The organism is Acidovorax sp. LjRoot204 (genome assembly GCF_056175785.1).
Genome location: NZ_JBGFFF010000011.1, coordinates 30,034 through 56,734 on the forward strand (window position 1 = coordinate 30,034; position 26,701 = coordinate 56,734).

A 26,701-nucleotide genomic window follows, 5' to 3' on the forward strand; every position below is an offset into this window, starting at 1 on the left:
GCCTCCATGACCGACCTTCTTTCGATTGCCCCACGCGACAAGGCTGAAATCCTGGCCCAGGCGCTGCCTTACATCCGCAAGTTCCATGGCAAGACCATGGTGATCAAGTACGGCGGCAACGCCATGACGGACCCGGCCCTGCAGGCCGACTTTGCCGAGGACGTGGTGCTGCTCAAGCTGGTGGGCATGAACCCGGTGGTGGTGCACGGTGGCGGCCCGCAAATCGAAACCGCGCTCAACCGACTGGGCAAGAAGGGCGAGTTCATCCAGGGTATGCGTGTGACCGATGCCGAGACCATGGAAGTGGTCGAATGGGTGCTGGCCGGCGAGGTGCAGCAGGACATCGTGGGACTGATCAACCAAGCCGGTGGCAAGGCCGTGGGCTTGACCGGCCGTGACGGCGGCATGATTCGCGCACAAAAGCTCAAGATGGTGGACAGCAAGGATCCCACCATCGAACACGACGTGGGCCAGGTGGGTGACATCGTTTCCATCGACCCCAGCGTGGTGAAGGCGCTGCAAGACGATGCGTTCATCCCCGTCATCAGCCCGATTGGCTTTGGCGAGAACAACGAAAGCTACAACATCAATGCGGATGTGGTGGCCAGCAAACTGGCCACGGTGTTGCAGGCTGAAAAACTGATGCTGCTGACCAACACCCCCGGTGTGCTCGACAAGGCCGGCAACCTGTTGACCGACCTGACAGCCCGCCGCATCGACGAGCTGTTTGCCGACGGCACCATCTCGGGCGGCATGCTGCCCAAGATTGCCGGTGCGCTGGATGCCGCCAAGGCGGGCGTGAATGCCGTGCACATCATTGACGGGCGTGTGCCCCATGCCATGCTGCTGGAGATCCTGACTGACCAGGCCTACGGCACCATGATCCGGTCTCACTGACCCCGCGTGAGGTCTCCATGCGTCTGCTGTTGGTCGAAGACGATGTGATGGTGGCCAGCGGCATCAAGCTGGGGCTCACCGATGCGGGTTATGCGGTGGACTGGGTGGGCAGTGGCGAGCGGGCCGAAGAGGTGCTGCGCGCCGAGTCGTTTGACGCAGCCATCATCGACATCGGGCTGCCCGCCATGGACGGCCTGGAGCTGACACGCCGCCTGCGCCGTCCAGACATGGCAAGCCCCGCCATGCCAGTTTTGATACTGACGGCGCGTGACGCGCTGCATGACCGGGTGCAGGGGCTGGATTTGGGGGCGGATGACTACATGGTCAAGCCGTTCGAGCTGCCCGAGCTGCTGGCGCGCCTGCGTGCGCTGTTGCGCCGTTCCCAGGCTGCGACCACGGCCGTGCTGAGTTTTGGCCCGCTGGAGCTGGACACGGCCGGGCGCCGGGCCAGCATGCGCACACCGGCTGGCGAGCAGGTCATCGAACTGGGCCCGCGCGAGTGGACGGTGCTCGAATACCTGCTCATCAACGCCCCCAAGCCTGCTAGCAAAGACAAGCTGCTGCAAGCGCTGACGGGGTGGGACAAGGAGATCACCCCCAACGCGGTGGAGGTGTATGTCTCGCGCCTGCGGGGCAAGCTGGAACCCCACGGTGTGGCGCTGCGGTCCATACGGGGCTTTGGCTACCGGCTTGAACTGCAGGCAACCTGAGCAGGAATTTTCCGCGCCCAGCTCGCCGCCTCGCCATGCTTTGGAAAAACTCCTCCCGGCGGCCCGGCCTGCGCGCCATGACATCGGACCTGCGCACCCGGCTGCTGCTGATGCTGGTACTGCCCCTGTGTGTGCTGGTGCTGGCGGGGGTCTGGCTGGACTACCGGTCGGCCGATGAGGCAGCTGGCCAGCACGACCAGCGTCTGGTGCGGCTGCTGCCCGCGCTGGCCGATTCGGTGCTGGCGCCGCCCATCCACGACAACGACCCACCGCTGCTGCTGCTGGCGCCGCCCATCGAAGAGTTTTTGCGCCAGAACGCGGGCTTTGCGGCCTATAGCGTGCGCGATACCTCGGGGCGCCTGTTGCTCGGAGAGGGCTGGGTACACGGCGCCGTGCCCACCACACAGGCCCCGGAGTTCCACAGCGTGGAGTTCGGCGGCGTGACGTACCGGGTGGCGGCGCAACGCGGGCGCACGGGGGCGGGCGAACTGGTCGTGGCCCTCGCCGACGGGTCGGACCCTCGCCAGAAATGGGCGCAGCAACTGCTCCTGAGGGTGTTGTTGCCCAACCTCGTATTGCTGATTGCCGCGGGTTTTGCGATCCATTGGGCGGTGCGGCAGGCCTTCAAACCCCTGGTGGGGCTTGCGGAGGCGGTGGAGCGCCGCTCTCCCCGCGATCTCAGTCCCATCGACGAGGCCGCCTCGCCCGACGAGGTGCGGCCCCTGGTGCACTCGCTCAACCGCCTGTTTGCGCTGGTCAACGCACAGGCCGAAGGGCAGCGGCGTTTTGTGGCCGACGCGGCGCACCAGTTGCGCACGCCGCTGGCGGGCTTGCAGGCCCAGGTGGAGGCCTGGGCCATGATGGCCAAGGCGGCAGCGCCCCCACGCACGTCATTCCCGGATTTCGACCGAAAAATGCCGCTAGCGCATGAAGATCGTGCACAAGGTGCTATTGTTTTGGGAGCGGATCAAATCGAGAAGCTGCGCAACGCTACGCGCCGCACCTCTCAGCTGGCGCACCAGCTGCTGGCGTTGTCTCGCGCGGACGCCCGCAGCCTGGACGCGCAGCCGCCGCAGCGGGTGGACCTCAAGGATCTGTGCGAGTCGCTGCTGGAAACATTTTTGGACGCAGCCACCGGCAAGGGCCTGGACCTCGGGCTCGATGTCCAGTTGGTGCATGTGACAGGCCATGGCTGGCTGCTGCGCGAGCTGCTGTCCAACCTGGTGGACAACGCCATCAAATACACACCTGCGGGGGGCGTGGTGACCATCCGCTGCGGACTGCGCCAGGGGCGCGCGGGCCCGCCCCGGCCCTACGTGGAGGTGGAGGACGACGGCCCTGGCGTGCCGGAGTCTGAGCGTACCCGCGTGTTGCAGCGGTTCTACCGCGTGCCCGGCGCGGGAGGCGAGGGCACGGGCCTGGGCCTGGCCATTGCGGACGAGATTGCCCGGGTACACCGTGCCGCACTGACGCTGGGCACGGGCCCCCAGGGGCGCGGGCTGCTGGTGACGGTGGTGTTTCCGCTGTAGTCGTGCGGGGTCCCCGGGCCGTCCGGACCGACAAGGGGCCTGTGCGAGAATCATTTCCATACACGATTGACTTGTGCAAACAGGTGGCGGCCCGGCCCCTCCTGGCTGCGGCAAGATGTGACATCGTGATCCACGCCCTGCCGTGATCCGACCATGCCCAGTGGCATGCGCACCGGGAGCAGGGCCCCACCGGAGTCCCTGTCCTGCATGTCTGAAATCTCGCCCCTCCCCGAGCCTGCCAGTACCRCCGAAGCGGGTGATGTTGCGGCTGCACGCAAGCGGCCCAAGCCCGGGGAACGGCGCGTCCAGATCCTGCAGGCCCTGGCCGCCATGCTGGAGCAGCCTGGGGCCGAGCGCATCACTACTGCCGCAYTGGCCGCGCGCCTGTCGGTCAGCGAGGCGGCGCTGTACCGTCATTTCGCCAGCAAGGCGCAAATGTTCGAGGGCTTGATCGATTTCATCGAGCAGTCGGTGTTCACACTGGTGCAGCAGATCACGGGGCGCGACGTGCCTGACCCCACACAGCCTGCCGACGTGGGCGCTCGCCAGGCGGCGCGCATCGTGGCGCTGGTGCTGCAGTTTGGCGAGCGCAACCCGGGCATGGTGCGGGTCATGGTGGGCGACGCACTGGTGTTCGAGCACGAGCGCTTGCAGCAGCGCATGAACCAGTTCTTTGACCGCATCGAATCCACCCTGCGCCAGTGTCTGCGCGCGAGTGCAGCCGCATCCAGCACGCCCACAGTCGATGCCCAGGTGGCGGCCAGCGTGTTGACGGCCTTTGTGGTCGGGCGCCTGCAGTGCTACGCCCGCTCGGGGTTTCGGCGCCTGCCCACCGAGCACCTGGAAGCCAGCCTTGCGCTGATGTTGTAGCGGTCCGCGCTGTTGAGGCGGCGCATCACGGCGGGGGTGGCGCGGCTACAACGGGTGGTTTGGATGGGTCTCCCTATTTTTTCCGGGGGCTTGGGGGCTGCAGGGAATTTGCTGCAAAATAGAACGAACGTTCGTTTTTATTCGTGCCCATGTCCTCCATCCCCGAATCCCGCCAGGTCACCCGCATCCCGCGCGCTCGCAGTGGTACCGGCCGTGCCTTGCAAAAAGGCCAGCAGACCAAGGCGGCCATCGTCGAGGCCGCGCTGGGCTTGGCCACGCACATCGGGCTGGAAGGCCTGTCCATCGGGGCGCTGGCCGATGTCACGGGCATGAGCAAGTCGGGCGTTTTCGCCCACTTTGGCTCCCGCGAAGAGTTGCAGATCTCCGTCATCCGCGAGTACCACACCCGCTTCGAGCAGGAAGTGTTCTACCCCGCCATGTCCGCCCCCCGTGGCGTGGCGCGTTTGTCGGCGCTGTTCGACAACTGGATGAAGCGCACCTCCATCGAAATCGACTCGGGCTGCATCTACATCAGCGGCGCGGTCGAGTTCGATGACCGTACCGGCCCCGTGCGCGATGCGCTGGCCAGTTCGGTGCTGACCTGGCATGCCGCCATGCGCCGCGCCATCGAGCAGTGCAAGGAACTGGGCGAACTGCGTGCCGACACCAAGGAAGAGCAGATGCTCTTCGAGATCCACGGCCTGATCCTCGCGCTGCACTACGAGGCGCGGTTCCTGCAGACCCCGGGCTCCATCGACCGGGCTGTCGTGGGCTTTCACAACATTCTGGCGCGTTACAGCGCGCCGACAGCGGCAGCCAAGGCACCCACAGTGGCGCGCCGCAAAGTTTCCAACCAAACCACCACATCCAAGGAGTAAACCCATGCCTACCTATACGCCGCCCCTGCGCGACATGCAATTCGTCATGCACGAAGTGCTCAAGGTCAGTGATGAATTCAAGGCGATGCCACCCCACGCCGAAGTGGATGTGGACACCATCAATGCGGTGATCGAAGAGGCCGGCAAGTTTGCTGCCGAAGTCGCCTTCCCGCTCAACATCAGCGGCGACACCGAAGGCTGCGTGCTGAACAAGACCACGCACGAAGTGAAGACCCCCACCGGCTTCAAGGACGCCTATGCCAAGTATGTCGAGGGTGGATGGGCTGCACTGAGCTGCGACCCCACCTACGGCGGYCAGGGCCTGCCCTTCGTGSTGAACCAGTGCCTGTWCGAGATGCTSAACWSSGCCAACCAGGCCTGGACSATGTACCCSGGCCTSTCGCACGGCGCCTACGAAGCSCTGSWSGCCCAYGGCACCGACGCCCAGAAGGCCCTGTACCTGCCCAAGCTSACSAGCGGCGAATGGACCGGCACCATGTGCCTGACCGARCCSCACTGCGGSACCGACCTGGGCCTSWTGCGCACCAAGGCCGAGCCTCTGCCTGACGGCACCTACARSATCACCGGCAACAAGATCTTCATCAGCGCCGGCGAGCACGACATGGCCGCCAACATCGTTCACCTGGTGCTGGCCCGCCTGCCCGATGCGCCCAAGGGCAGCAAGGGCATCAGCCTGTTTGTGGTGCCCAAGTTCAACGTGAATGCCGACGGCTCGCTGGGCGAGCGCAACCCGATCTTCTGCACGGGCCTGGAGCACAAGATGGGCATCCACGGCAACGCCACCGCGCAGATCGCACTGGACGGCGCCATCGGCACCATGGTGGGCCAGCCCAACAAGGGCCTGGCTGCCATGTTCGTGATGATGAACGCCGCCCGCCTGGGTGTGGGCAACCAGTCGCTGGGCCTGACGGAAGTGGCTTACCAGAACGCGCTGGCCTATGCCAAGGACCGCATCCAGTCGCGCAGCCTGTCGGGCCCCAAGGCCAAGGACAAGGACGCCGACCCCATCATCGTGCACCCCGATGTGCGCAAGATGTTGCTCACCGCCAAGGCCTACGCCGAAGGTGGCCGCGCGCTGCAGATCTTCTGCACGCTGTTGCTGGACAAGGTGCACAGCCACCCCGATGAAAAGGTGCGCAAGGATTCCGAAGAACTCGTGGCCCTGCTGACCCCCATCGTCAAGGCCTTCATCACCGACAACGGCCACATCAGCACCAACGCGTGCATGCAGGTSTTCGGCGGCCACGGCTTCATCAAGGAATGGGGCATGGAGCAGTWCGTGCGGGACAACCGCATCAACATGATCTAYGARGGCACCAACACCATCCAGTCGCTGGACCTGCTGGGCCGCAAGGTGCTGGGCAACAACGGTGCCACGCTGAAAAAGCTGGGCAAGCTGATTGGCCAGCTGGTGGAAGAAGAGGGCGTGAACGAGCGCATGGCCGAGTTCATCAACCCCGTGGCCATGCTGGGCGACCAGATGACCAAGTTCACCACCGAGATCGGCTTCAAGGGCATGCAAAACCCCGACGAAGTGGGTGCTGCTGCGGTGGACTACCTGCGCGTGGCCGGCCACCTGGTGTTCGGCTACCTGTTCGCCCGCATGGCCCAGGTCGCCCTGCGCGAGATCGCAGCCGGCAACACCGACCCGTTCTACGGCGCCAAGCTGCAGACCGCACGTTTCTACTTCGCCAAGCTGTTCCCCGAAACCGCCACGCTGATGCGCACCGCCCGCGCTGGCAGCAAGGTGCTGATGGACACCGATCTGGCCCTGGCCTGATCGGTGCCGGATGCGGATTTCAAGCCTTTTTGCCAGGGAGCGCAGATGTTCAAAGCGGTAGCAGCTATTGTTTTGGTAGCGGGTGCGCTGCCGGCATGGGCGCAGATGACGCCCGAAGGCCTGTGGCGCAACGTCGATGACAAGACCGGCGAGGCCAAGGCCGAGATCCGCATCCGCGACATTGGTGGCGGCGTGCTGCACGGAGCGCTGGAAAAGCGCCTGTCCAAGGACGCCAAGCCCGAAGATGTCTGCGAGGAGTGCTCCGACGACCGCAAGGGCAAGCCCTTGGTGGGCTTGGAGATCATCCGTGGCGCCAAGAAGGCCGACGGCAAAGAGGTGTGGGAGGGCGGCAAGATTCTCGACCCTGAGAACGGCCGCAACTACACCCTGCGCATGACTCCCGTCGAGGGCGGCAAGAAGCTCGAAGTGCGCGGCTCGATCGGCCCGTTCGGCCGCACGCAAACCTGGATCCGCGTCCAGTAAACCCCATTCCCGTGGCCGCGCGCACCCCAGCGGTGTCGCGCAGCGCCCCAACCAGGAACCCAACCCATGTCCCGATTCCAAGTGAARAAAGTCGCCGTGCTCGGCGCMGGCGTGATGGGCGCGCAGATTGCSGCCCACCTCGTCAACGTGMASGTGCCYGTSGTGCTGTTCGACCTGCCTGCCAAGGAAGGCCCCAAGAACGGCATCGTCACCAAGGCCGTCGAAGGCCTCAAGAAGCTCAAGCCCTCGCCCCTGGGTGTGGCCGATGACGCAGCGCTGATCCAGCAGGCCAACTACGAAGAGCACATGCACCTGCTCAAGGAATGCGACCTCGTSATCGARGCCATTGCCGAGCGCATGGACTGGAAGCTCGACCTGTACAMCAAGATCGCGCCCCATGTGGCCAAGCACGCCATCCTGGCGTCCAACACCTCGGGCCTGTCGATCACCAAGCTGTCCGAAGTGCTGCCCGAGAGCGTCAAGCCGCGCTTCTGCGGCATCCACTTCTTCAACCCCCCGCGCTACATGACGCTGGTGGAGCTGATCAACACGCCCACCACCCAGCCTGAAGTGCTGGACCAGCTCGAAGCCTTCGTCACCAGCGGCCTGGGCAAGGGCGTGGTGCGCGCGCACGATACCCCCAACTTCGTGGCCAACCGCGTCGGCATCGCCGGCATGCTGGCCACGATGAAAGAGGTCGAGAACTTTTGCCTGACCTATGACGTGGTGGACGACCTCACAGGCAAGAAGCTGGGCCGCGCATCGAGCGGCACCTTCCGCACCGCTGACGTGGTGGGCCTGGACACCATGGCCCACGTGATCAAGACGCTGCAGGACAACCTGAGCATCGAGACCGATCCGTTCTACGAAAGCTTTGGCACGCCCGCCGTGCTGAAGAAGCTGCTGGAGCTGGGCAATCTGGGCCAGAAGACCAAGGCCGGTTTCTTCAAGAAGGTCGGCCGCGACGTGATGCGCTTCGAGCTGGAAAGCGAAGAGTACGTGCCCGCCGGCCAGAAGGCCGACGAGGTGTACGCGCGCATGCTCAAGAAGCCCGCTGCCGAGCGCCTGCGCCTGCTGCGCAACGCCGAAGGCGCGCCCGGCCAGTTCCTCTGGGCCATCCTGCGCAACAGCTTCCACTACGCTGCCGTGCACCTGGGCACCATCGCCGACAACGCCCGCGACGTGGACCAGGCCATGCGCTGGGGCTTCGGCATGAAGCAGGGTCCCTTCGAGCTGTGGCAGGAAGCCGGTTGGCTCGAAGTCGCGAAGATGATCCAGGAAGACATCGACGCTGGCAAAGCGCTGTGCAAGGCACCGCTGCCCGAGTGGGTCTTCAAGGGCCCCGTGGCCGAGGCCGGTGGCGTGCACACCGCGCAAGGTTCGTGGAGTGCATCGCAGAACAAGTTTGTGCCCCGCCGCCAGTTGCCCGTGTACGAGCGCCAGATCTTCCCCGAGGCCCTGTTGGGCGAAACCAGCCTGCCCGACTGGCGCACCGCTGGCACCACGATTGCTGAATCGAAGGCGCTGCGCGCCTGGACGCTGGACGGCAAAGTACTCATCGCCAGCATCAAGAACAAGATGCACGCCATCAGCCCCGAGGTGATGGAAGCGCTGATGGAAGCGCTGGAACTGGCCGAGTCTGAGTACCAAGGCATGGTCATCTGGTCCGGCGACGCTCCTTTCAGCGTGGGTGCGGACCTGGAAGCCACGATGCCCGCCTTCATGGTCGGCGGCGCCGATGCGGTGGAAAGCGTCGAGCAGGAGCTGCAAAACCTGATGATGCGCATCCGCTATGCGCAGGTGCCTGTCGTCGCAGCCATCCATGGCATGGCGCTGGGCGGTGGCTGTGAGCTGGCCGTGTATTCGGCCAAGCGCGTGGCCCACATGGAAAGCTACATCGGCCTGGTCGAAGTGGGCGTGGGCCTGGTGCCCGGCGCCGGCGGCCTGACCTACATCGCCCGCCGCGCGGCCGAGAACATGGCAGCTTCCACATCCAAGGACATCCTGCCTTTCCTGACCGAAGGCTTCACCGCCGCCGCCATGGCCAAGGTGGGCACCAGCGCTCTGGAGTCGCGCAAGCTGGGTTACCTGCTGGACAGCGACGTGATCGTGCCCCACAAGGATGAGCTGTTGTTCGTCGCCATCAACGAAGCCAAGTCCATGGCCGCGAGCGGCTGGCGTGCGCCGCACAAGCGCCTGTTCCCCGTGGCCGGCCGCAGCGGTCTGGCCACCATCAAGGCCCAGCTGGTGAACATGCGCGACGGCGGCTTCATCAGCGCCTACGACTTCAAGATCGGCGCCATGATCGCCGAAGTGGTCTGTGGCGGCGATGTGGATGCTGGCTCGATGGTGAGCGAGGAATACCTGCTCACGCTGGAGCGCAAGGTGTTCTGCCACCTGATCGCCCAGCCCAAGACGCATGAGCGCATCCTGGGCATGTTGTCTACCGGCAAGCCGGTTCGCAACTGATCCGGACGTCGATGGATACCGGTAGACCGACATGAGCGAACACGCCCCCAACAAATTGCAGCGCTCGCTGATGCGCCTGGACGAGGCCCCCGCCTTCATGCGCGGGTTCGTGCAGAACATCATCTTGCGCCGGGCTGTGCCCTTTACCGGCACGGCCGGGGTGAAGTTCGTGTCGCTCACGCCTGAGCGGGTCGAAGTGCATCTTGCCAACGAGCACCGTGTGCAAAACCACATTGGTGGTGTGCACGCCTCGGCCATGAACCTGCTGGCCGAGACGGCCACGGGCATGGTGGTGGGCATGAACGTGCGCGACGACTGCATCCCGCTGGCCAAGGAGCTGTCCATGGCGTTCAAGAAGCGCGCCACCGGCGGCCTTAAAGCCGTGGCCATGCTGACCGCCGAGCAGCGCACCGCCATGTTGGCCAGCGACAAGGGCGAGGTGCAGGTTGCGGTCACCGTGACCGACGAAGCCGGTGTAGAGCCGGTCGAATGTGTATTTACGTGGGCCTGGATTCCTTCCAGCCGCCCCGCCAAGAATTGAAGGAGTTTCAACACCATGGCTCAAAAACAAGTCCAGGACGCTTACATCGTTGCTGCCACGCGCACGCCCATCGGGCGTTCGGGCCGCGGCTATTTCAAGAACACCCGGCCTGACGACCTGCTGGTCGCCGCCATCAAGAGCGCCATGCTGCAGGTGCCCACGCTGGACCCCAAGGCGATTGAAGACGCCATCATCGGCTGCTCCTTCCCCGAAGGTGAGCAGGGCATGAACATGGCCCGCATTGCCGTGGGCCTGGCGTTCGACCACCCCGTGGGCGGCGTGACCGTGAACCGCTTTTGCGCATCGGGCATCACCGCGCTGCAGATGGCGGCTGACCGCATCCGCGTGGGCGAGGCCGACGTGCTGATCGCCGGCGGCGCCGAGTCCATGAGCTTGGTGCCCATGGGCGGCAACAAGCCCTCGTTCAACGCCGAGATTTTTGCCAAGGACGAAAACGTGGGCATCGCCTACGGCATGGGCCTGACCGCCGAAAAGGTAGCCCAGCATTGGAAGGTGAGCCGCGAAGCGCAAGACGCGTTCGCCCTCGAATCCCACCTGCGCGCCATCAAGGCGCAAAAGGCCGGTGAGTTCAGCGACGAAATCACGCCCTTCGAAATCGTGGAACGTTCGCCCAACCTCGCTACCGGCGAAGTGGTGGAAAAGCGCCGCACCGTGAGCCTGGACGAAGGCCCTCGTCCCGATACGTCCCTGGAAGGCCTGGCCAAGCTCAAGCCCGTGTTTGCGGCACGCGGCAGCGTCACGGCGGGCAACAGCTCGCAGACCAGCGACGGTGCCGGTGCCCTCATCGTGGCAAGCGAAAAGGCCGTGAAGCAGTTTGGCCTGACGCCCCTGGCGCGTTTTGTGAGCTACGCAGCGCGCGGCGTGCCGCCCGAGATCATGGGCATCGGCCCCATCGAAGCGATTCCTGCGGCCCTGCGTTATGCGGGTCTCAAGAGCGATGACATTGGCTGGTACGAGCTGAACGAGGCGTTTGCGGCCCAGTCGCTGGCGGTGATCAATACGCTGGGTCTGAACCCTGCGAACGTGAACCCGATGGGCGGCGCCATTGCATTGGGGCACCCGCTGGGCGCTACCGGTGCCATCCGTGCGGCGACGGTGGTGCATGCGCTGCGKCGSSASAASCTGAAGTACGGCATGGTCACGATGTGCGTCGGTACGGGCCAGGGTGCCGCTGGAATTATTGAAGCGCTGTAACTGGCTACTGCGCGGCTTTCAGGCGTCGTTGGGCGGTGCTCGCAATCCTCACGTACCGCAAGTACGTTCCGGTTGCTGCGCTCCGTCCGCCTAGCCTGAAAGCCGCTCGCTACGCCCTTGAGGGCGGGGTGTGAAGGCAGGGGCAATGCACTGCCTGTTTTTCTTTTCCATTCAAGCTGGCGCAGATCGGCATTGAACCAAGGAGACAGACATGAACAAGCAAACCTTGCAGGTCAACGGGGCAGTATCTTTGGCACTGCGTGTCTACGAACCCGAGGGCGCACCACGCGCCAGCRTCGTGATCGGCGGCGCGATGGGSGTGCGGCAGTCGTATTACGAGGCCTTTGCGCTCTGGATGGCGCAGCAGGGGTTTCGGGTCACCACGTTCGACTACCGAGGCCATGGCGATTCGCTGCAGGGCGCGATGCGCGATGTGAAGGCGGATCTGTTTGATTGGGCGCAGGACTACGAGGCGGTGATTTCTGCCGCCAAGGCCGCGCTGCCTGCGCAGCCGCTGTACTTGCTGGGCCACAGTCTGGGCGCGCAGTTGCCCGGTCTCTTGAAGAAGCCCGAGCAGGTTGATGGCCTGCTCAGCGTGGCCGCAGGCAGCGGCTACTGGCGCGAKAACGCGCCKMAGCTCAAGCGCATCRTTCCGTATTTCTGGTGSGTGCTGGTGCCGCTGGCCACGCGGCTGTGCGGSTACTTTCCGGGTCGYASGCTYAAGAAGGTGGGCGAYCTGCCTGCGGGTGTGATCCTGCAGTGGCGGCGCTGGTGCTTGCATCCTGCCTACAGCGTGGGTGCCGAGGGGCCTGCGGTGGCGCAGAGTTATGGCGCGGTGCGGTTCCCGGTGCTGGCGCTGTCGATGGCCGACGATGAACTGATGACCTTGCGGGGCACGCACAACCTGGTGAACCTGTACGCCAACACCGAGCGCCGCGTGGAGAGCATCACGCCGGCCGATCTGCAGGTGCGTCGCATTGGGCACTTCGGTTTCTTTCGCGACCAGTTTCGCCAGAGCCTGTGGCCGCGCGCGGCGACTGCGCTGGCCGCCCTGGGTGGCGGCGTGCACCACGGCGAAGTCTCCGGTACGACGGCCTGAGCGGTCGTTTCGCGGCACACTCGCAGCATGACTTCCTCTTCATCCACTTCTTCGTCTTCGTCCTCCGCAGCCCACCCGCTGGACGAGGCGCTGCAACTGACGGCCTCGTCCGCTCCGACCGGCCAGTACGAAGGGCAGACCCACCCCGGCTACTGGAACATGGTGGGCCCGTTTGGTGGCATCACCGCCGCCACACTGCTACAGGCCATCCTGCAGCACCCTGACCGGCTCGGCGACCCGTTGTCGCTCACCGTCAACTACGCGGGCGCACTGACAGCCGGTGCGTTCACCGTGCAGGCAACGCCCGTGCGCACCAACCGCTCTACCCAGCACTGGACGCTGTCGATCCTGCAGGCCGGTGCCGACGGCGCGCAGGTGGTCACCACCACGGCCACCGCCGTCACGGCCGTGCGCCGCGAGACCTGGAGCGTGGGCGATGTGCCCATGCCGCAGGTGCCACCCCCTGCAGAGCAAAAGGCCATCGTTGCCCCCTTGGGCGCTGTGGAATGGCTCAATCGCTACGAGATGCGCCCCATCGCTGGCTTCATCCCGCGCACCTGGGACGGCAGCGGCGACCACAGCCTGACGCAGCTGTGGATGCGCGACACACCACCGCGGCCGCTCGACTTTGTGGCGCTGTCCGCATTGGCCGATGTGTTCTTCCCCCGCGTGTGGCTGCGCCGTGCGCGCCAGGTGCCTGCGGGCACGGTGTCGATCACCGTGTACTTCCACGCCACGGCAGAGCAGCTGCAGGCCACGGGCACTGGCTTCCTGCTCGGCCAGGCGCGCGGGCAGGAGTTCCGCAACGGTTTCTTTGACCAGACCGTGCAGCTGTGGAACGAGGCTGGCACCATGCTGGCCACCAGCCATCAGATCGTTTACTACAAGGAATAGGAAGTCGGCCCGTTGCTCTGCACGTGCACTCTTTCCTCCATCCATCAGCCTCCGGAACCCTTACCACCATGACCGAAGCCACCCAAGACATCCTTGCTCACACCGAAGCGGGCGTGACCACCATCACCTTCAACCGCGTGGACAAGAAGAACTCCATCACGCGCGACATGTACGCCGCCATGGCTGATGCGCTCGATGCCGCCAAGGCGGATGCCAGCGTGCGTGTGGTGGTGTTCCAGGGCGACGTGGCGATCTTCAGCGCGGGCAATGACATCGGCGACTTTTTGCAGCAGCCGCCCGCTACGCAGGATTCGCCCGTGTTCCGTTTTCTGCGCGGCATCGCCACCTTCCCCAAGCCCGTGATCGCCTCGGTGTGTGGCCCTGCCGTGGGCATTGGCACGACGATGCTGTTTCATTGCGACCTGGTCTATGCGGGCGACAACGCGGCGTTCTCCATGCCCTTCGTCAATCTGGGCCTGTGCCCTGAGGCCGCATCGAGCCTGTTGGTGCCGCAGATGTTGGGGTATCACCGCGCTGCGGAAGCCTTGCTGCTGGGCGAACCTTTCATGGYCGAGGCCGCGTTGGAAGTGGGGCTGGTGAACCGCGTGGTGCCGCCGACCGAATGCAATGGGGTGGCGCAGGCGCAGGCCAAGAAGCTGGCGGCCAAGCCGTTGTCGTCGCTCATCGAAACCAAGCGGTTGATGAAGGGTGGGCAGACGGCGAAGGTGCTGGAGGTGATGGCGGAAGAGGGCGAGAGCTTTGGGCGCATGTTGCGTGAGCCGGCAGCGCGGGAAGCGTTCTCGGCTTTTATGGAGAAGAGAAAGCCTGATTTCAGCGCGGTTTGATTCGCTAGTTCTGAGGTATTTTTGGCTGCTGGCGCTTGTACATAAAGCGCTGGCAGCTATTGTTTTTATAGTTCGTTCTCGCCCCGTCCGTTCGGGTTGAGCTTAGCGAAGCTTGTTTTGGCGGTGGCTACTGCATGCCCGTGTGAAGTGCGGGAGCCGGGAGTCGCCCGGCGTGCGAGTGACTTTCTTTTGCTTCGCCAAAAGAAAGTCACCAAAGAAAAGGCGACCCCCAGTCTGCGACCCCTGCGCTTCGCTACGGGGCAAACCTGCGTCGTGCCGGTTGCGGGGTGCGCCGTGGAACTCACTGCGCTGCGTTGCAGCTTCGTTCAGACATCCACGGCGAGTCAGAGCACGATGCACGCGCGCTCCGACGCGCGTGCCACCCCGCAACCGCCCCGCCGCAGGCGCAGCCAGCAGGGGTGGGACAGCCGAACATCCMAAYAGCCMCACGGGCCATYGCTTCGCTCGGCCCAGGCTGCGCAGCGCGTGGCGCTTGCGCCCGCGATTCGGGGCCGAGCGCAGCGATGGCCCGTGTGGATGTTCTGCTCCCCGTGCCCCTGTGGATGCGCCGAGGAGCGCAGGGTTTGGCGGATCAGGGCTCGCGTGTGTCTGAGTGACGCGCAGCGGCGCGAGTTGAGCGAGACCCCGCCAAACCCGAGCACCGCAGGTTGCCCCGTAGCGTCAGCGCAGGGGACGCAGACAGTGGGGTCGCCCTTTCTTTGGTTCCTTTCTTTCGGCGACGAGAAAGAAAGGGACTCGCACGCCGGGCGACTCCCGGCTCCCGCACTYCACACGGGCATGCCATCCGCTTCCAAATAGATAGCAAATCAAGCGATATATAACAGCGCTTCAAATCAAATAACACCCGATGGTAATCATGATGAGGCAAGCCATCTATTTTTACAAAGCACTTGCTTGCTAAAAATAAACAGTTTTGCTATCGTGCCTGCATGGACTCACCCGTGCCGCGCACCCGCGCCATCGCCCCCACTCTCAAGAAGCCCCCGGCCCGCCCCCGCAGCAAGGCCGTAGCGCCCCTCAGCGCCAACTCGGCAACCACAACACAATCCCCCACCGAAGAAACCACCCGCCGCCCCCGCGGCCGCCCCCGCAAGACCGCCGAGGAACTCGACGACGGCAACCGCCGTCGCAAGCTCATGGACGGTGCTGCCAAGCTCTTTCGCACCCAGGGCTTTGCCGCCACCAGCACGCGCGACATCGCGGCGGCGGCAGGCATGCACAGCGGCTCGCCCTTCTACCATTTCGAAAGCAAAAGCGCGCTGCTCTACGCCGTGATGAGCGAGGGCATGACCATGGCCACGCAAAGCCAGCAGCAGGCACTCGATGCACTGCCAGCCCAGGCCACACCGCGCGAGCAATTGCACACGCTCATTCGCCACCATTTCGAGATCCTGCTCGGGCCCCGCAGCAGCTTTATCCCGGTGATGCTGTACGAGTGGCGCTCGCTCACGCCTGCGCAGCGCAAGGGCATTGCCCGCATCAAGGACAGCTACGAGGCCACCTGGATGCCCGTGCTGGAAGCGCTGGCAAAGCAGGGTGCGCTGCAGGCCGAGCCCGGTGTGGCGCGGCTGTTCATCTTTGGGGCGCTCAACTGGGCGGTGCAATGGTTCTCGCCCAAGAAGGGCAAGTCGCTCGACGCGCTCACCGACGAGGCGTTGGCCTTGTTCATCCGTTCATAACAAACAACCCCATCAAGGCAGAGTCACCATGGCCCCCACCGCGCGCAACGCCTACCAGTCTGTGTTTGCTCCGGGCCTGTTCCAGGGCCAGGTGGTGGTGGTCACCGGCGGCGGCTCCGGCATTGGCCGGTGCACGGCACACGAGCTGGCGCAACTGGGCGCGCATGTGGTGCTGGTGGGGCGCAAGCCAGAAAAGCTGCTGGCCGTGGCCGAAGAGATCACTGCCGATGGCGGCCGTGTGTCCTGCGAGGTGTGCGACATCCGATCCGAAGAAGGCGTGGTGGCGCTGATGCAGCAGATCCTTGCTGCGCAGGGCCACATCGATGCGCTGGTCAACAACGCGGGCGGGCAGTTCATGTCGCCGCTTGAATCCATCAGCGCCAAGGGCTGGGAGGCGGTGMTSMACACCAACCTCACSGGCGGCTTTTTGATGGCGCGAGAGTGCTATCGGCAGTGGATGGCGCAGCACGGCGGCTCCATCGTCAACATCGTGGCCGACATGTGGGGCTCCATGCCGGGCATGGGGCACAGCGGGGCTGCGCGCGCGGGCATGGTCAGCTTCACCGAAACCGCTGCGCTGGAATGGGCACACAGCGGTGTGCGCGTGAACGCCGTGGCGCCGGGCTACATCGCCTCCAGCGGCATGGACAACTACCCGCCCGAGGCGGGCGACATGCTGCGCGCCATGCCGCGCACGGTGCCGCTCGGCCGCTTTGGCAACGAGGCCGAGGTGTCGGCGGCCATCACCTTTTTGCTCAGCCCGGCAGCCAGCTTTATCAGCGRCACCACGTTGCGGGTGGACGGCGCACGGCCCCAGGTGCGAATGGGCTGGCCGCAGCGCCCGCCTRGTGCCACTGCCGCAGCACACCCGGCCGTGCGGCCGTTTGACGGCTTTCACCGCGCGCAGGTGCCGCAGGTGTTTGCACCTTCCCACACCCCCAAGACCGAGGCCGCATGACCGCCGTCTTCACTTCCCGATTCAACCCAGGCAGTGCCGAGGCCACGCAGCGCCGCGCGGCGCTGCAATCCCGCCTTCATGCCCTGCGCGCGCTGGAAGAGCGTGCAGCCGCCGCCTCGGCCCGGTCCCTGCCCCAGTTTGAAAAACGCGGCCAGCTGCTGCCGCGCCAGCGCGTGGCGCTGCTGCTGGATGCGGGTGCGCCCTGGCTGCCGCTGTGCACGCTGGCGGGCTACCTGCAGGATGTGAAAGACCCCGAGAAGTCCGTGCCCGGTGGCGGCATGGTTGCCGGCATTGGCTTTGTGAGCGGCGTGCGCTGCATGGTGGTGGCCAGCGATTCGGGCATCGAAGCCGGCGCCATCCAGCCCATGGGCCTGGAAAAGATTCTGCGCGTGCAGGAGATCGCTCTGCGCGAGCGCCTTCCTTTTGTGCACTTGGTGGAGAGCGCGGGCGCCAACCTCATGCGCTACCGCGTCGAGGGCTTCGTGCACGGCGGCACGCTGTTCCGCAACCTCGCGCGGCTGTCGGCGGCGGGCATTCCCGTCATCACCGTGCAGCACGGCTCGGGCACTGCAGGCGGTGCTTACATGCCAGGGCTGTCGGATGTGGTCATCATGGTGCAGGGTCGCTCGCGCGCCTTTCTGGCCGGGCCGCCGCTGCTCAAAGCGGCTACCGGCGAGATTGCGACGGAAGAAGAACTGGGCGGCGCCGAGATGCACACCGCCGTTTCGGGCCTGGGCGAATACCTGGCCCAGGACGACCGCGAGGCGATTGGCCTGGCGCGCGATGTGGTCGCGCAGCTGGGGTGGAACATGCCCCGGCGACCCAGCGCACCTGGGCCCACCTTGCCCGCAGACGATCTCCTGTCCCTGATGTCTGCCGACCTGCGCCAGCCCGTGGACATGGGCGAGGTGATCGCGCGGTTGGTGGACGGCTCGGAGCTGCTCGAATTCAAGGCCCTCTACGGCACGGCCACTTTGTGCGCGCAGGGCCGCATCCAGGGCCATGCGGTAGGCTTCATCAGCAACAACGGCCCCATCGACGTGGCAGGCGCCAACAAGGCCACGCACTTCATCCAGTGGATGTGCCAGCTGGGCCACCCCATCGTCTACCTGCAGAACACCACGGGCTACATGGTGGGCAAGGACAGCGAGCAGGGCGGCATGATCAAGCACGGCAGCAAGATGATCCAGGCCGTGACCAACGCCACCGTGCCGCAGATCACCATCCAGTGCGGCGCCAGCTTTGGTGCGGGCAACTACGGCATGTGCGGGCGGGGCTATGCGCCGCGCTTCCTGTTCAGCTGGCCCGGTGCCAAGACGGCAGTGATGGGCGGCGAGCAGGCCGCACGCACCATGCAGATCGTGACCGAGGCTGCGCTCGCGCGCAAAGGCATCACGCCCGACCCGGCCGAATCGCAGGCCCAGTTCGACAAGATCGTCGCCATGTTCGAGGCCCAGGCCGATGCGTTCTACACCAGCGGTCTGCTGCTGGACGACGGCGTGATTGACCCGCGCGACACACGGGCCGTGCTGGCGTTTTGCCTGGACACCTGCGCCGAGGCACAGGCCCGCACGTTGCGGCCCCTGAGCTTTGGCGTGGCACGGATGTAAGCGCTTCGCACGCAATCTCCCCGATGGCCGAGCCTCTCAAATACCTGCTGAACGACACCGTACCGCCGCGCATCGCGGCCATGGTGCGCCGTGCGTGGCGCAAGTTCGACACCACCGCGTTTCTGCAGCAAGTACAGCCCGGCTACGAATCGCTGGAGCTGATGGCGCGCGGCCAGCGCATTGCGCACGCCCTGCTGGCCCACCTGCCGCAAGACGTGCCGCGTGCGCTGGGCGTGCTGGTCGATTCGATGGACCCGTCGATGGGCATCGATGCCGCCGGTGAGCCCGATGCGGGTGACCGCCCCTACAGCGCCTTCCTGTACCTGCCCCACAGCATCTACATCGGCACACACGGCCTGCCGCATTTCGAGGCGGCCATGGCCGCGCAGCACGCACTCACCCAGCGCTTCACGGCCGAGTTCAGCATCCGCCCCTACCTGCTGCACCACCAGGGCGCCACGCTCGCGCGGCTGCGTGACTGGGCGCAGGACGACAACGCCCATGTGCGCCGTCTGGTGAGCGAAGGCACGCGGCCCCGCCTGCCCTGGGCGCCGCGTTTGCCTGCATTCCAGAACAACCCGCAGCTGGCCCTGCCGTTGCTCGATGCGCTCAAGGACGACCCATCGTCTTACGTGCGCCGCTCCGTGGCCAACCACCTGGGCGACATCGCCAAGGACCACCCCGACCTCGCCGTGGGCACCGCGCGCACCTGGCTGTTGGGCGCGCCCGCCCCGCGCGAGGCTCTGGTGCGCCACGGCCTGCGTTTTCTCATCAAACGCAGCGACGCTGGCGCGCTCGATGCCCTGGGCGTGGGCCATGTCGTGGCGCTGGATGTGCGGGCCGCGCGCGTGCTGCCCGCCCGCGCCCGCATCGGCGACAAGGTGCGCATCGAGGCCGAACTGCACAACCCCACGCCCCAGCCCCAGCGCGTGCTGGCGGACCTGAAGGTGCACTACGTCAAGGCCCACGGCGGCGCGGCGCCCAAGGTGTTCAAGCTGCAGACGCTGGACATACCGCCCGGCGCCACCGTAGCGGTGGGCAAGACGCTGTCGCTGCAGCAGATGACCACACGCACCCACTACCCCGGCGCGCACCAGGTGGAGCTGGTGCTTAACGGGCGGCCGCAGCCGCTGGGGCAATTTCAGCTTTCGTGATCGAGGTTCGCAGCCATACCAATACAACCGCAGGAGACAAGCACCATGCAGTTCACCCACGAGCACCGCGAGATCCAGAAAACCCTCAAGCGTTTCATCGACGAAGAGATCAACCCCCACGTGGACGAGTGGGAGGCCGCCGAGATCTTYCCCGCGCACGAGGTCTTCARGAAGMTGGGCAASCTGGGCMTGYTGGGCCTGTGCAAGCCCGAGGAATACGGCGGCCAGGGGCTGGACTATTCGTACAGCCTGGCCATGGCCGAGGCGCTGGGCCACATCCACTGCGGCGGCGTGCCCATGGCCATTGGCGTGCAGACCGACATGTGCACCCCGGCCCTGGCGCGCTACGGCAGCGACGAACTCAAGCGCAACTTTCTGGCCCCTGCGATTGCGGGCGACATGGTGGGCTGCATCGGCGTGAGCGAGCCTGCGGCGGGCAGCGACGTGTCCGGCATCAAGAGCGTGGCGCGCAAAGACGGCGACGACTACGTGATCACCGGCCAGAAGATGTGGATCACCAACAGCCTGCAGGCCGACTGGATGTGCATGTTGGTCAACACGGAAGAAGGCCCCGTGCACAAGAACAAGAGCCTGGTCATGGTGCCCATGCGCGATGGCCGCGGCGGCAAGCTCACCAAGGGCATCGAGGTGGCGCAAAAGATCCGCAAGATCGGCATGCACAGCAGCGACACGGGCCTGATCTATTTTGACGAGGTACGCGTGCCGCAGCGCTACCGCATCGGTGCCGAAGGGCAGGGCTTTATTTACCAGATGCAGCAGTTCCAGGAAGAGCGCCTGTGGTGCGCCGCCAGCACGCTCGAATCGCTGAACCACTGCATCCAGTGGACCATCGACTACGCGCAGGAGCGCAAGTTGTTTGGCAGCACGCTGGCCGACCAGCAGTGGGTGCAGTTCAAGCTGGCCGAACTCAAGACCGAGGTCGAAGCGCTGCGCGCACTCACCTACCGCGCCTGCGACCTGTACGTGAATGGGCAGGACGTGCTGGAGCTGGCCAGCATGGCCAAGCTCAAGGCCGGCCGCCTGAACCGCGAGGTGCCCGACACCTGCCTGCAGTTCTGGGGCGGCATGGGCTTCACGCTGGAGAACMRSGTCTCGCGCMTGTACCGCGACGGGCGGCTSGSSTCCATCGGCGGCGGYGCSGACGARGTGATGCTCGGCATCCTGTCCAAGCTCATGGGCATCGCCAAGAGATGAGCAACACCCCCCTGAGCGACTTCGTCGCTTCCCCCCGCTCTCGCATTGCTGCGCAATGCGGGCAGGGGGACGCAGCCCTCGCTGCGGGGCGGCCCTTGCTCGGCTGCCCTGGCACTGGGCCGCGCCAGTTTCGTATGTCGTGCGTAGCGCGCAGCACGGTGGAGACCTGACATGCCTTTACAGATAACCCGCGCGCCGCTGGCCAGCGGCTGTGTGGAAACCTGGACGCTCAATGACCCGGCCAGCCGCAATGCGCTGTCAGAAGCCATGGTGGACGCCCTGCTAGCCGCGTGTGAGCGGGCTGCGGCCGATGCCGACCTGCGCGGCGTGGTGCTGCGGGGTGCCGGTGGCCACTTTTGCGCGGGGGGCAGCCTGGGCGGATTTGCCAAGACCATTGGCCAGCCCCTGGCCGCCGGCGAAGCCGACCCGCTGGTGCCAATGAATCGCCGCTTTGGCGCGTTGCTGCAGGCCCTGTGTGCGTTGCCGCAGTTGCTCGTCGTGGCGGTGGAAGGGGCGGCCATGGGCGGCGGCTTTGGTCTGGTGTGCTGCGCAGACCAGGTGTTGGCCCATAACAGCGCGCAGTTCGCCACGCCCGAGGTCACGCTGGGCATCGTGCCTGCGCAGATCGCGCCCTTTGTGGTGCGGCGCCTTGGGTCTGCCGCTGCGCGTCGTTGTCTGCTGACGGGCGAGCGCTGGGATGCTGCTAAAGCTCAAATCGCGGGGCTGGTCGATGAGGTGGTGAGTGGCGACATGGAGGCTGCTGTGCAAGCCGCCATTGCACGCCACGCTGCCGCAGCGCCGCAGGCCGTGGCCGCTACCAAACGTTTGTTGCTGGCCCAAGCCGAAACACCGTTGCCCGCGCTGCTGGACGAAGCGGCAATTGCTTTTTCGCAAGCGCTACGTGGCCCCGAGGCGCCGCAAGGGCTGGCGGCGTTTGCTGCGCGCAAGGCGCCGCCCTGGAGTGCGAAGCCATGAAAAAGATACTTGTAGCGAATCGGGCTGTTCATGCCGAAGGCATGGCGAAGCAGATTGCGCGTGCACGTGCAGCGTGCTGGCGGGCGATGGAGCCGCGAGGGCACAGCCTATGAAAAAAATACTCATCGCCAATCGCGGCGAAATCGCCCGCCGAGTGATTCACACCGCCCACCGCATGGGCATCGAAACGGTGGCGGTCTATTCCGACCCCGATGCCAACGCCCTGCATGTGCGCGAGGCCACCCAGGCGGTGGCGTTGGGCGGAGAGGCCAGCGCCGATACCTACCTGCGCACCGACAAGCTGCTGGCCGCCGCCCGAGCCACTGGCGCCGATGCCGTGCACCCCGGCTATGGCTTCCTCAGCGAGAACGCCGACTTCGCCCAGGCCGTTATCGATGCAGGCCTGAGCTGGATCGGTCCGCCGCCCGGCGCCATCCGCGCGCTGGGCAGCAAGGCCGGGGCCAAGGCGTTGGCCCAGTCGCAGGACGTGCCCTGCCTGCCCGGCTATGCGGGCGACGACCAGAGCGACGAACGCTTTGCCGCCGAGGCTGCGCGCATCGGCACGCCCCTCATGGTCAAGGCCGTGGCGGGTGGGGGAGGGCGCGGCATGCGCCTGGTCACCGACCTGGCGCAGTTGCCCGCCGCACTGGCCAGCGCACGGTCGGAGGCGCTGGCGGGTTTTGGCTGTAGCGACCTGCTCATCGAACGCGCACTGCTGCAGCCGCGCCATGTGGAGGTGCAGATCTTTGCCGACGCTCACGGCGGATGCATCCACCTGGGCGAGCGCGATTGCTCGGTACAGCGCCGCCACCAGAAGATCATCGAAGAGTCCCCCAGCCCCGCCGTGGACGCAGCGCTGCGCGAGCGCATGGGCGCCTGCGCCGTGGCGCTGGCGCAGGCCGCTGGCTATGTGGGTGCGGGCACGGTGGAATTCCTTCTGGACGGGGCTGAATTCTTCTTGATGGAGATGAACACCCGCCTGCAGGTGGAGCATCCGGTGACCGAAGCGCTCACGGGGCTGGACCTGGTGGAGTGGCAGATCCGAGTGGCTCGGGGCGAGCCGCTGCCGCTCACACAAGATCAGGTGCATCTGCAGGGCCACGCCATCGAGGTGCGCCTGTGTGCCGAAGACGCGCACTTCCGCCCTCACACCGGCCGCGTGCTGCAGTTCAGCGCGCCGCCCGCCACCGCGTTTGAACGGGCCGCGCCGGGCGCGCTGCGTTTTGACCATGCGCTGGAGGAGGGGGCAGAGGTCACGCCTCACTACGACGCCATGCTGGGCAAGCTCATCGTGCACGCCCCCACGCGGCCCGAGGCCATTGCCGCGCTGGTGCGTGCGCTGCAGGGCACCCGCGTGCTGGGCTTGCCCACCAACCGCGCGTTTCTGGCGGCCTGCCTGCAGCACCCCGTGTTTGCCAGCGGCCAGGCGCTGGTGCCGTTCCTGGCGGAGCATGCCCAGGAGCTGCAGCGGTTGCTATCAAATAATGAGCTATCAGTGCATATTCCTTCGGCGCTATCGGCCATTTTTGCTTCAAATACGCCGTCGGACCTGCCTTGTGCCATGGCCAGGCCCCTGCGGCTGCGCCACCAGGGCGAGGTGCACGCCATCGCCGTGCGCGAGCTGGGCGGTGGGCGGCTGCTGGTGGAGCAGGCCGGGGCAGAACCTGTGACTTTGCAACTGCCCCAGCGCGGTGTGCACTGCGTGGCGGTGGGCCCCCGGCGCTGGCACTGGCAAACCGGCGGCGTGGACGGCTGGGCGGAAGACGCCTCGTGGGAACCCGCTGCGCGCGCGGGTGCGGCGGGCGGTGCGGCAGAGCTGCGCGCCCCCTTCAACGGCAAAGTGGTCGCACTGCCTGTGGCCGCAGGCCAGGCGCTGGCGGCGGGCGATACGGTGGTGGTCATCGAATCCATGAAGCTCGAACACAGCCTGGCCAGCCCCGCAGCCGCCACGGTGGCCGAGCTGCTGGTAGCGCCCGGCCAGCAGGTGTCGCCCGGCCAGGTGCTGGCCCGCTTTGCACCCGCCATGCAAGGAGCGCCAGCATGACCGCCACGTCCGACGCGACCCCTGTGAGCAACGAAGACCGCACTGCCCTCACCGACACCGTCACCCGCTTCGCCCGCACCGAGATTGCCCCGCATGTGGATGCGTGGGACGCCGCCGGTGAATTCCCCCGCAGCCTGTACCGCCGCGCGGCCGACCTGGGCCTGCTGGGGCTGGGCTACCCAGAGCAGTACGGCGGCACGCCTGCCAGCTACGCCTTGCGCATGCCGCTGTGGCGCGCGCTCAGTCGCCACAGTGCCAGCGGCGGTGTGCTGGCCAGCCTGCTGTCGCACAACATCGGTCTGCCGCCCGTGCTGGCGCATGGCAGCGACGCTGTGCGCGCTGAGGTCATTCCGCCCGTGTTGGCGGGCGAGCAAATCGCTGCGCTGGCGATTACCGAACCCGGGGGCGGGTCCGACGTGGCCCAGCTCAAGACCACGGCGCGGCGCGAGGGCGACGAGTACATCGTCAACGGCGAAAAGGTGTTCATCACTTCCGGCATGCGCGCGGACTGGATCACCGTGGCGGTCAGAACAGGAGAAGCGGGCAGCAAGGGCAGCGCAGGCATCTCCATGCTGCTCATCCCCGGCCACAGCACAGGCCTGTCGCGCAGCAAGCTCGACAAGATGGGCTGGCTGTGCTCCGACACCGCCCACCTGCGGTTTGACAACGTGCGCGTGCCCGCCCGCTACCTGCTGGGGGAGGAGGGCGCGGGCTTTCGCATCATCATGGCCAACTTCAACGGTGAGCGTTTTGGTCTGGCCGCATCGGCCCTGGGCTTTGCCGAGGCCTGCTACGACGAAGCCCTGGCCTGGGCCCGCCAGCGCAAGACCTTTGGCGCCGCACTGGTAGAGCACCAGGTCATCCGCCACAAGCTGGTGGACATGCAGATGCGCATCCAGTCCACCGCCGCGTGGTGCGAGTCCGTGGCCGCGCAGGCCGACGCAGGCCGCACCGGCCCCGAGTGGGTAGCGCAGGTGTGCCTGCTCAAGAACCACGCCACCCAAACCATGCAGTTCTGCGCCGACCAGGCCGTGCAGATCCTGGGCGGCATGGGCTTCATGCGCGGCACCGTCAGCGAGCGCATCTACCGCGAGGTCAAGGTCATGATGATCGGCGGCGGTGCGGAAGAAATCATGAAAGACCTGGCTGCACGCCAGCTGGGCATTTGAATGAAGGAGACAGGCACCATGCATAGCACCGACCACAGCAACAAAGCCATCATCACCTGCGCCATCACCGGCGTGCTGACGGACCCTGGCCAGCACCACGTGCCCGTCACGCCCGAGCAACTGGCGAAAGAAGCCCGCCGCGCCTACGACGCAGGTGCCGCCGTGGTCCATGTGCACTTTCGCAACCAGGAGCCCGGCAAAGGCCACCTGCCCAGCTGGGACCCGCAGGTGGCGCGCGACTGCGTGCAAGCCATGCGCGAGGCCTGCCCGGGTTTGATCATCAACCAGACCACCGGCGTGGTGGGCCCCAATTACCAAGGCCCGCTCGACTGCCTGCGCGCCACCAGCCCCGAGATGGCCGCGTGCAACGCCGGCTCGCTCAACTACCTGAAGGTGCGCAGCAACGGCACCTGGGCCTGGCCGCCCATGCTGTTCGACAACCAGCCCGCCAAGGTCAAGGACTTCATCGACGTGATGCTGGAAACCGGCACGCTGCCCGAGTTCGAATGCTTTGACGTGGGCATCGTGCGCTGCGTGGAGATGTATGTGCAGACCGGCATGTACACCGAGCGCCTGCCCGAATACAACTTCGTGATGGGCGTCGAGTCCGGCATGCCCGCCGACCCGGACCTGCTGCCGATCTTGCTCAAGCTGAAAATCAAGGACGCCCCCTGGCAGGCCACCGTCATCGGCCGCAGCGAAATCTGGCCCGTGCACCAGCGCGTGGCCGAGCTGGGCGGGCATCTGCGCACGGGGCTGGAAGACACGTTCTATCTGCCGGATGGGACGAAGGCGGATTCGAACGGGCCGTTGATTGAGAAACTGGCGGAGTACGCACGGAATGCGGGGCGGGAGGTGGCTTCGCCGCAGGATGCGCGGGGGATGTTGGGGTTGAAGGCGACGGTTGGGTCCGCCACGATGGTCTGATGTGCTCAGGTGGGAACTTCAGCGTTCCCCTGCGGCGTCGTTATCCTCGCAAATTGATCGCCGAGCGATCAGTTTGCAAGGACGATACAGAACCCATACGGTTTGGAGTCTCGGCGGTGTGGCGCTGGTGGCAGTGCGCCTATCGCCCTCAATGGGTAGGAAAGATTAACGGAGTGGAACAGTCCCGATCAGCGTTGAAAGCATTCGCGTCGTTGGCGTATCGTGATCCGGTCGCGGTACTGAGAGAGCTCCGGCAAATCGAAATGCAAATCGTCGATGCAGACCTGTCTCCACAGGTCCGCAACCTGCGAACCAATGACCTCAAGCACATACGCGAGTTTCGCCAAGCTGCACTTTTTTGCTATGGCATGTCATTGCGTATCGGGCACCAGGTCTTGTTTTCTCCCGTGGAGTCAAGCGACTATGACTTCGTTGCCACGTGGGAGATCGCTGATGTTCGGCACTTTGCGCCGGTTCAGCTCAAAGAGCTGGTGCCTGATCATTTGAACGCAAGCGCCACAGTCCAGGCGTTGGTCAATGGACTGAGCAAATACTCTGGTGACGATTTGGTGGTGGCTGTCTTTCTCAATAGAGACGGACGCTTCTCGCTGGAAGATCTGATGCTGCCAGCTCTGCGCATTGCAGAGCTGTGGTTTGTGTTCTCCACGACACCGAGCCAGCAAATATGGCAGCTGGTCGGGGATGCGCTGGGTGTGCC

23 protein-coding genes are annotated in these 26,701 nt (G+C 65.7%); all 23 read left to right on the forward strand.

Annotation, left to right across the window (positions count from 1 at the left end; genetic code table 11):
- Positions 1-6: 6 nt before the first annotated feature.
- A complete protein-coding gene (argB, locus tag AC04MI_RS04150; RefSeq protein WP_056059422.1) occupies positions 7-897 on the forward strand; it encodes an acetylglutamate kinase in 891 nt (296 codons plus the stop codon).
- Positions 898-914: 17 nt separating this feature from the next.
- On the forward strand, positions 915-1,607 hold the full coding sequence (locus AC04MI_RS04155) for a response regulator transcription factor (protein WP_056059420.1): 693 nt from the start codon (positions 915-917) through the stop codon (positions 1,605-1,607).
- A 77-nt stretch (positions 1,608-1,684) separates the two neighbouring features.
- Entirely contained in the window at positions 1,685-3,136 is a 1,452-nt protein-coding gene (locus AC04MI_RS04160) for a sensor histidine kinase (RefSeq protein WP_056745383.1), read from the forward strand.
- Positions 3,137-3,343: 207 nt separating this feature from the next.
- Entirely contained in the window at positions 3,344-4,006 is a 663-nt protein-coding gene (gene slmA / locus AC04MI_RS04165) for a nucleoid occlusion factor SlmA (protein WP_476497149.1), read from the forward strand.
- Positions 4,007-4,155: 149 nt separating this feature from the next.
- The gene (locus AC04MI_RS04170) at positions 4,156-4,884 is read left to right on the forward strand and encodes a TetR/AcrR family transcriptional regulator (RefSeq protein ID WP_099731283.1); all 729 of its coding nucleotides are present in this window, start codon (positions 4,156-4,158) and stop codon (positions 4,882-4,884) included.
- 4 nt (positions 4,885-4,888) lie between these two features.
- The gene (locus tag AC04MI_RS04175) at positions 4,889-6,685 is read left to right on the forward strand and encodes an acyl-CoA dehydrogenase C-terminal domain-containing protein (protein WP_476497151.1); all 1,797 of its coding nucleotides are present in this window, start codon (positions 4,889-4,891) and stop codon (positions 6,683-6,685) included.
- 45 nt (positions 6,686-6,730) lie between these two features.
- Positions 6,731-7,168 carry a DUF2147 domain-containing protein gene (locus AC04MI_RS04180; protein ID WP_436078376.1) on the forward strand — a complete coding sequence of 146 codons (438 nt, stop codon included), beginning with the start codon at positions 6,731-6,733 and terminating at the stop codon, positions 7,166-7,168.
- Positions 7,169-7,234: 66 nt separating this feature from the next.
- Entirely contained in the window at positions 7,235-9,637 is a 2,403-nt protein-coding gene (locus tag AC04MI_RS04185; RefSeq protein ID WP_476497153.1) for a 3-hydroxyacyl-CoA dehydrogenase/enoyl-CoA hydratase family protein, read from the forward strand.
- 31 nt (positions 9,638-9,668) lie between these two features.
- Positions 9,669-10,178, forward strand: a complete 510-nt coding sequence (locus AC04MI_RS04190; RefSeq protein WP_436078378.1) for a DUF4442 domain-containing protein — start codon at positions 9,669-9,671, stop codon at positions 10,176-10,178.
- A 15-nt stretch (positions 10,179-10,193) separates the two neighbouring features.
- Positions 10,194-11,393 carry an acetyl-CoA C-acyltransferase gene (locus AC04MI_RS04195; RefSeq protein WP_476497154.1) on the forward strand — a complete coding sequence of 400 codons (1,200 nt, stop codon included), beginning with the start codon at positions 10,194-10,196 and terminating at the stop codon, positions 11,391-11,393.
- Positions 11,394-11,604: 211 nt separating this feature from the next.
- Complete coding sequence (locus tag AC04MI_RS04200) at positions 11,605-12,492, forward strand: alpha/beta hydrolase family protein (protein WP_476497155.1); 888 nt, start codon at positions 11,605-11,607, stop codon at positions 12,490-12,492.
- 27 nt (positions 12,493-12,519) lie between these two features.
- Positions 12,520-13,386 (forward strand): acyl-CoA thioesterase, encoded by an 867-nt coding sequence (locus AC04MI_RS04205; protein ID WP_436078381.1) that lies wholly within the window; start codon positions 12,520-12,522, stop codon positions 13,384-13,386.
- A gap of 68 nt (positions 13,387-13,454) precedes the next feature.
- Positions 13,455-14,231 carry an enoyl-CoA hydratase gene (locus tag AC04MI_RS04210; RefSeq protein WP_476497157.1) on the forward strand — a complete coding sequence of 259 codons (777 nt, stop codon included), beginning with the start codon at positions 13,455-13,457 and terminating at the stop codon, positions 14,229-14,231.
- Positions 14,232-15,181: 950 nt separating this feature from the next.
- Positions 15,182-15,931, forward strand: coding sequence for a TetR/AcrR family transcriptional regulator (locus AC04MI_RS04215; protein WP_436078382.1), 750 nt, complete (start codon positions 15,182-15,184; stop codon positions 15,929-15,931).
- A gap of 28 nt (positions 15,932-15,959) precedes the next feature.
- A complete protein-coding gene (locus tag AC04MI_RS04220; protein WP_476497158.1) occupies positions 15,960-16,889 on the forward strand; it encodes an SDR family oxidoreductase in 930 nt (309 codons plus the stop codon).
- Positions 16,886-18,499 (forward strand): acyl-CoA carboxylase subunit beta, encoded by a 1,614-nt coding sequence (locus AC04MI_RS04225; protein ID WP_436078384.1) that lies wholly within the window; start codon positions 16,886-16,888, stop codon positions 18,497-18,499. Before AC04MI_RS04220 ends, AC04MI_RS04225 begins: the two co-directional genes overlap by 4 nt.
- 23 nt (positions 18,500-18,522) lie before the next feature.
- Positions 18,523-19,653: a DNA alkylation repair protein gene (locus AC04MI_RS04230; RefSeq protein ID WP_476497160.1), complete on the forward strand. Its 1,131-nt coding sequence runs from the start codon at positions 18,523-18,525 to the stop codon at positions 19,651-19,653.
- 45 nt (positions 19,654-19,698) lie between these two features.
- Positions 19,699-20,868: an acyl-CoA dehydrogenase family protein gene (locus AC04MI_RS04235; protein ID WP_476497161.1), complete on the forward strand. Its 1,170-nt coding sequence runs from the start codon at positions 19,699-19,701 to the stop codon at positions 20,866-20,868.
- A 171-nt stretch (positions 20,869-21,039) separates the two neighbouring features.
- Positions 21,040-21,843, forward strand: a complete 804-nt coding sequence (locus AC04MI_RS04240; protein WP_436078387.1) for an enoyl-CoA hydratase/isomerase family protein — start codon at positions 21,040-21,042, stop codon at positions 21,841-21,843.
- A gap of 109 nt (positions 21,844-21,952) precedes the next feature.
- Positions 21,953-23,887, forward strand: coding sequence for an acetyl/propionyl/methylcrotonyl-CoA carboxylase subunit alpha (locus AC04MI_RS04245; RefSeq protein WP_436078388.1), 1,935 nt, complete (start codon positions 21,953-21,955; stop codon positions 23,885-23,887).
- Positions 23,884-25,056 carry an acyl-CoA dehydrogenase family protein gene (locus tag AC04MI_RS04250; RefSeq protein ID WP_436078389.1) on the forward strand — a complete coding sequence of 391 codons (1,173 nt, stop codon included), beginning with the start codon at positions 23,884-23,886 and terminating at the stop codon, positions 25,054-25,056. The genes AC04MI_RS04245 and AC04MI_RS04250 overlap by 4 nt, the downstream gene beginning before the upstream one ends.
- 18 nt (positions 25,057-25,074) lie before the next feature.
- Positions 25,075-25,983 carry a beta-keto acid cleavage family enzyme gene (locus AC04MI_RS04255; RefSeq protein WP_436078390.1) on the forward strand — a complete coding sequence of 303 codons (909 nt, stop codon included), beginning with the start codon at positions 25,075-25,077 and terminating at the stop codon, positions 25,981-25,983.
- Between the two features lie 173 nt (positions 25,984-26,156).
- A partial coding sequence (locus AC04MI_RS04260; RefSeq protein WP_476497163.1) for a hypothetical protein occupies positions 26,157-26,701 on the forward strand: 545 nt, incomplete at its 3' end.

What these genes read in the sequence shown, in the direction of transcription:
- argB (WP_056059422.1), top strand. Translation starts at nt 7, where the DNA reads ATGACCGACCTTCTTTCGATTGCCCCACGCGACAAGGCTGAAATCCTG.
- AC04MI_RS04155 (WP_056059420.1), top strand. Translation starts at nt 915, where the DNA reads ATGCGTCTGCTGTTGGTCGAAGACGATGTGATGGTGGCCAGCGGCATC.
- AC04MI_RS04160 (WP_056745383.1), top strand. Translation starts at nt 1,685, where the DNA reads ATGACATCGGACCTGCGCACCCGGCTGCTGCTGATGCTGGTACTGCCC.
- AC04MI_RS04170 (WP_099731283.1), top strand. Translation starts at nt 4,156, where the DNA reads ATGTCCTCCATCCCCGAATCCCGCCAGGTCACCCGCATCCCGCGCGCT.
- AC04MI_RS04180 (WP_436078376.1), top strand. Translation starts at nt 6,731, where the DNA reads ATGTTCAAAGCGGTAGCAGCTATTGTTTTGGTAGCGGGTGCGCTGCCG.
- AC04MI_RS04190 (WP_436078378.1), top strand. Translation starts at nt 9,669, where the DNA reads ATGAGCGAACACGCCCCCAACAAATTGCAGCGCTCGCTGATGCGCCTG.
- AC04MI_RS04205 (WP_436078381.1), top strand. Translation starts at nt 12,520, where the DNA reads ATGACTTCCTCTTCATCCACTTCTTCGTCTTCGTCCTCCGCAGCCCAC.
- AC04MI_RS04215 (WP_436078382.1), top strand. Translation starts at nt 15,182, where the DNA reads ATGGACTCACCCGTGCCGCGCACCCGCGCCATCGCCCCCACTCTCAAG.
- AC04MI_RS04225 (WP_436078384.1), top strand. Translation starts at nt 16,886, where the DNA reads ATGACCGCCGTCTTCACTTCCCGATTCAACCCAGGCAGTGCCGAGGCC.
- AC04MI_RS04230 (WP_476497160.1), top strand. Translation starts at nt 18,523, where the DNA reads ATGGCCGAGCCTCTCAAATACCTGCTGAACGACACCGTACCGCCGCGC.
- AC04MI_RS04240 (WP_436078387.1), top strand. Translation starts at nt 21,040, where the DNA reads ATGCCTTTACAGATAACCCGCGCGCCGCTGGCCAGCGGCTGTGTGGAA.
- AC04MI_RS04245 (WP_436078388.1), top strand. Translation starts at nt 21,953, where the DNA reads ATGAAAAAAATACTCATCGCCAATCGCGGCGAAATCGCCCGCCGAGTG.
- AC04MI_RS04250 (WP_436078389.1), top strand. Translation starts at nt 23,884, where the DNA reads ATGACCGCCACGTCCGACGCGACCCCTGTGAGCAACGAAGACCGCACT.
- AC04MI_RS04255 (WP_436078390.1), top strand. Translation starts at nt 25,075, where the DNA reads ATGCATAGCACCGACCACAGCAACAAAGCCATCATCACCTGCGCCATC.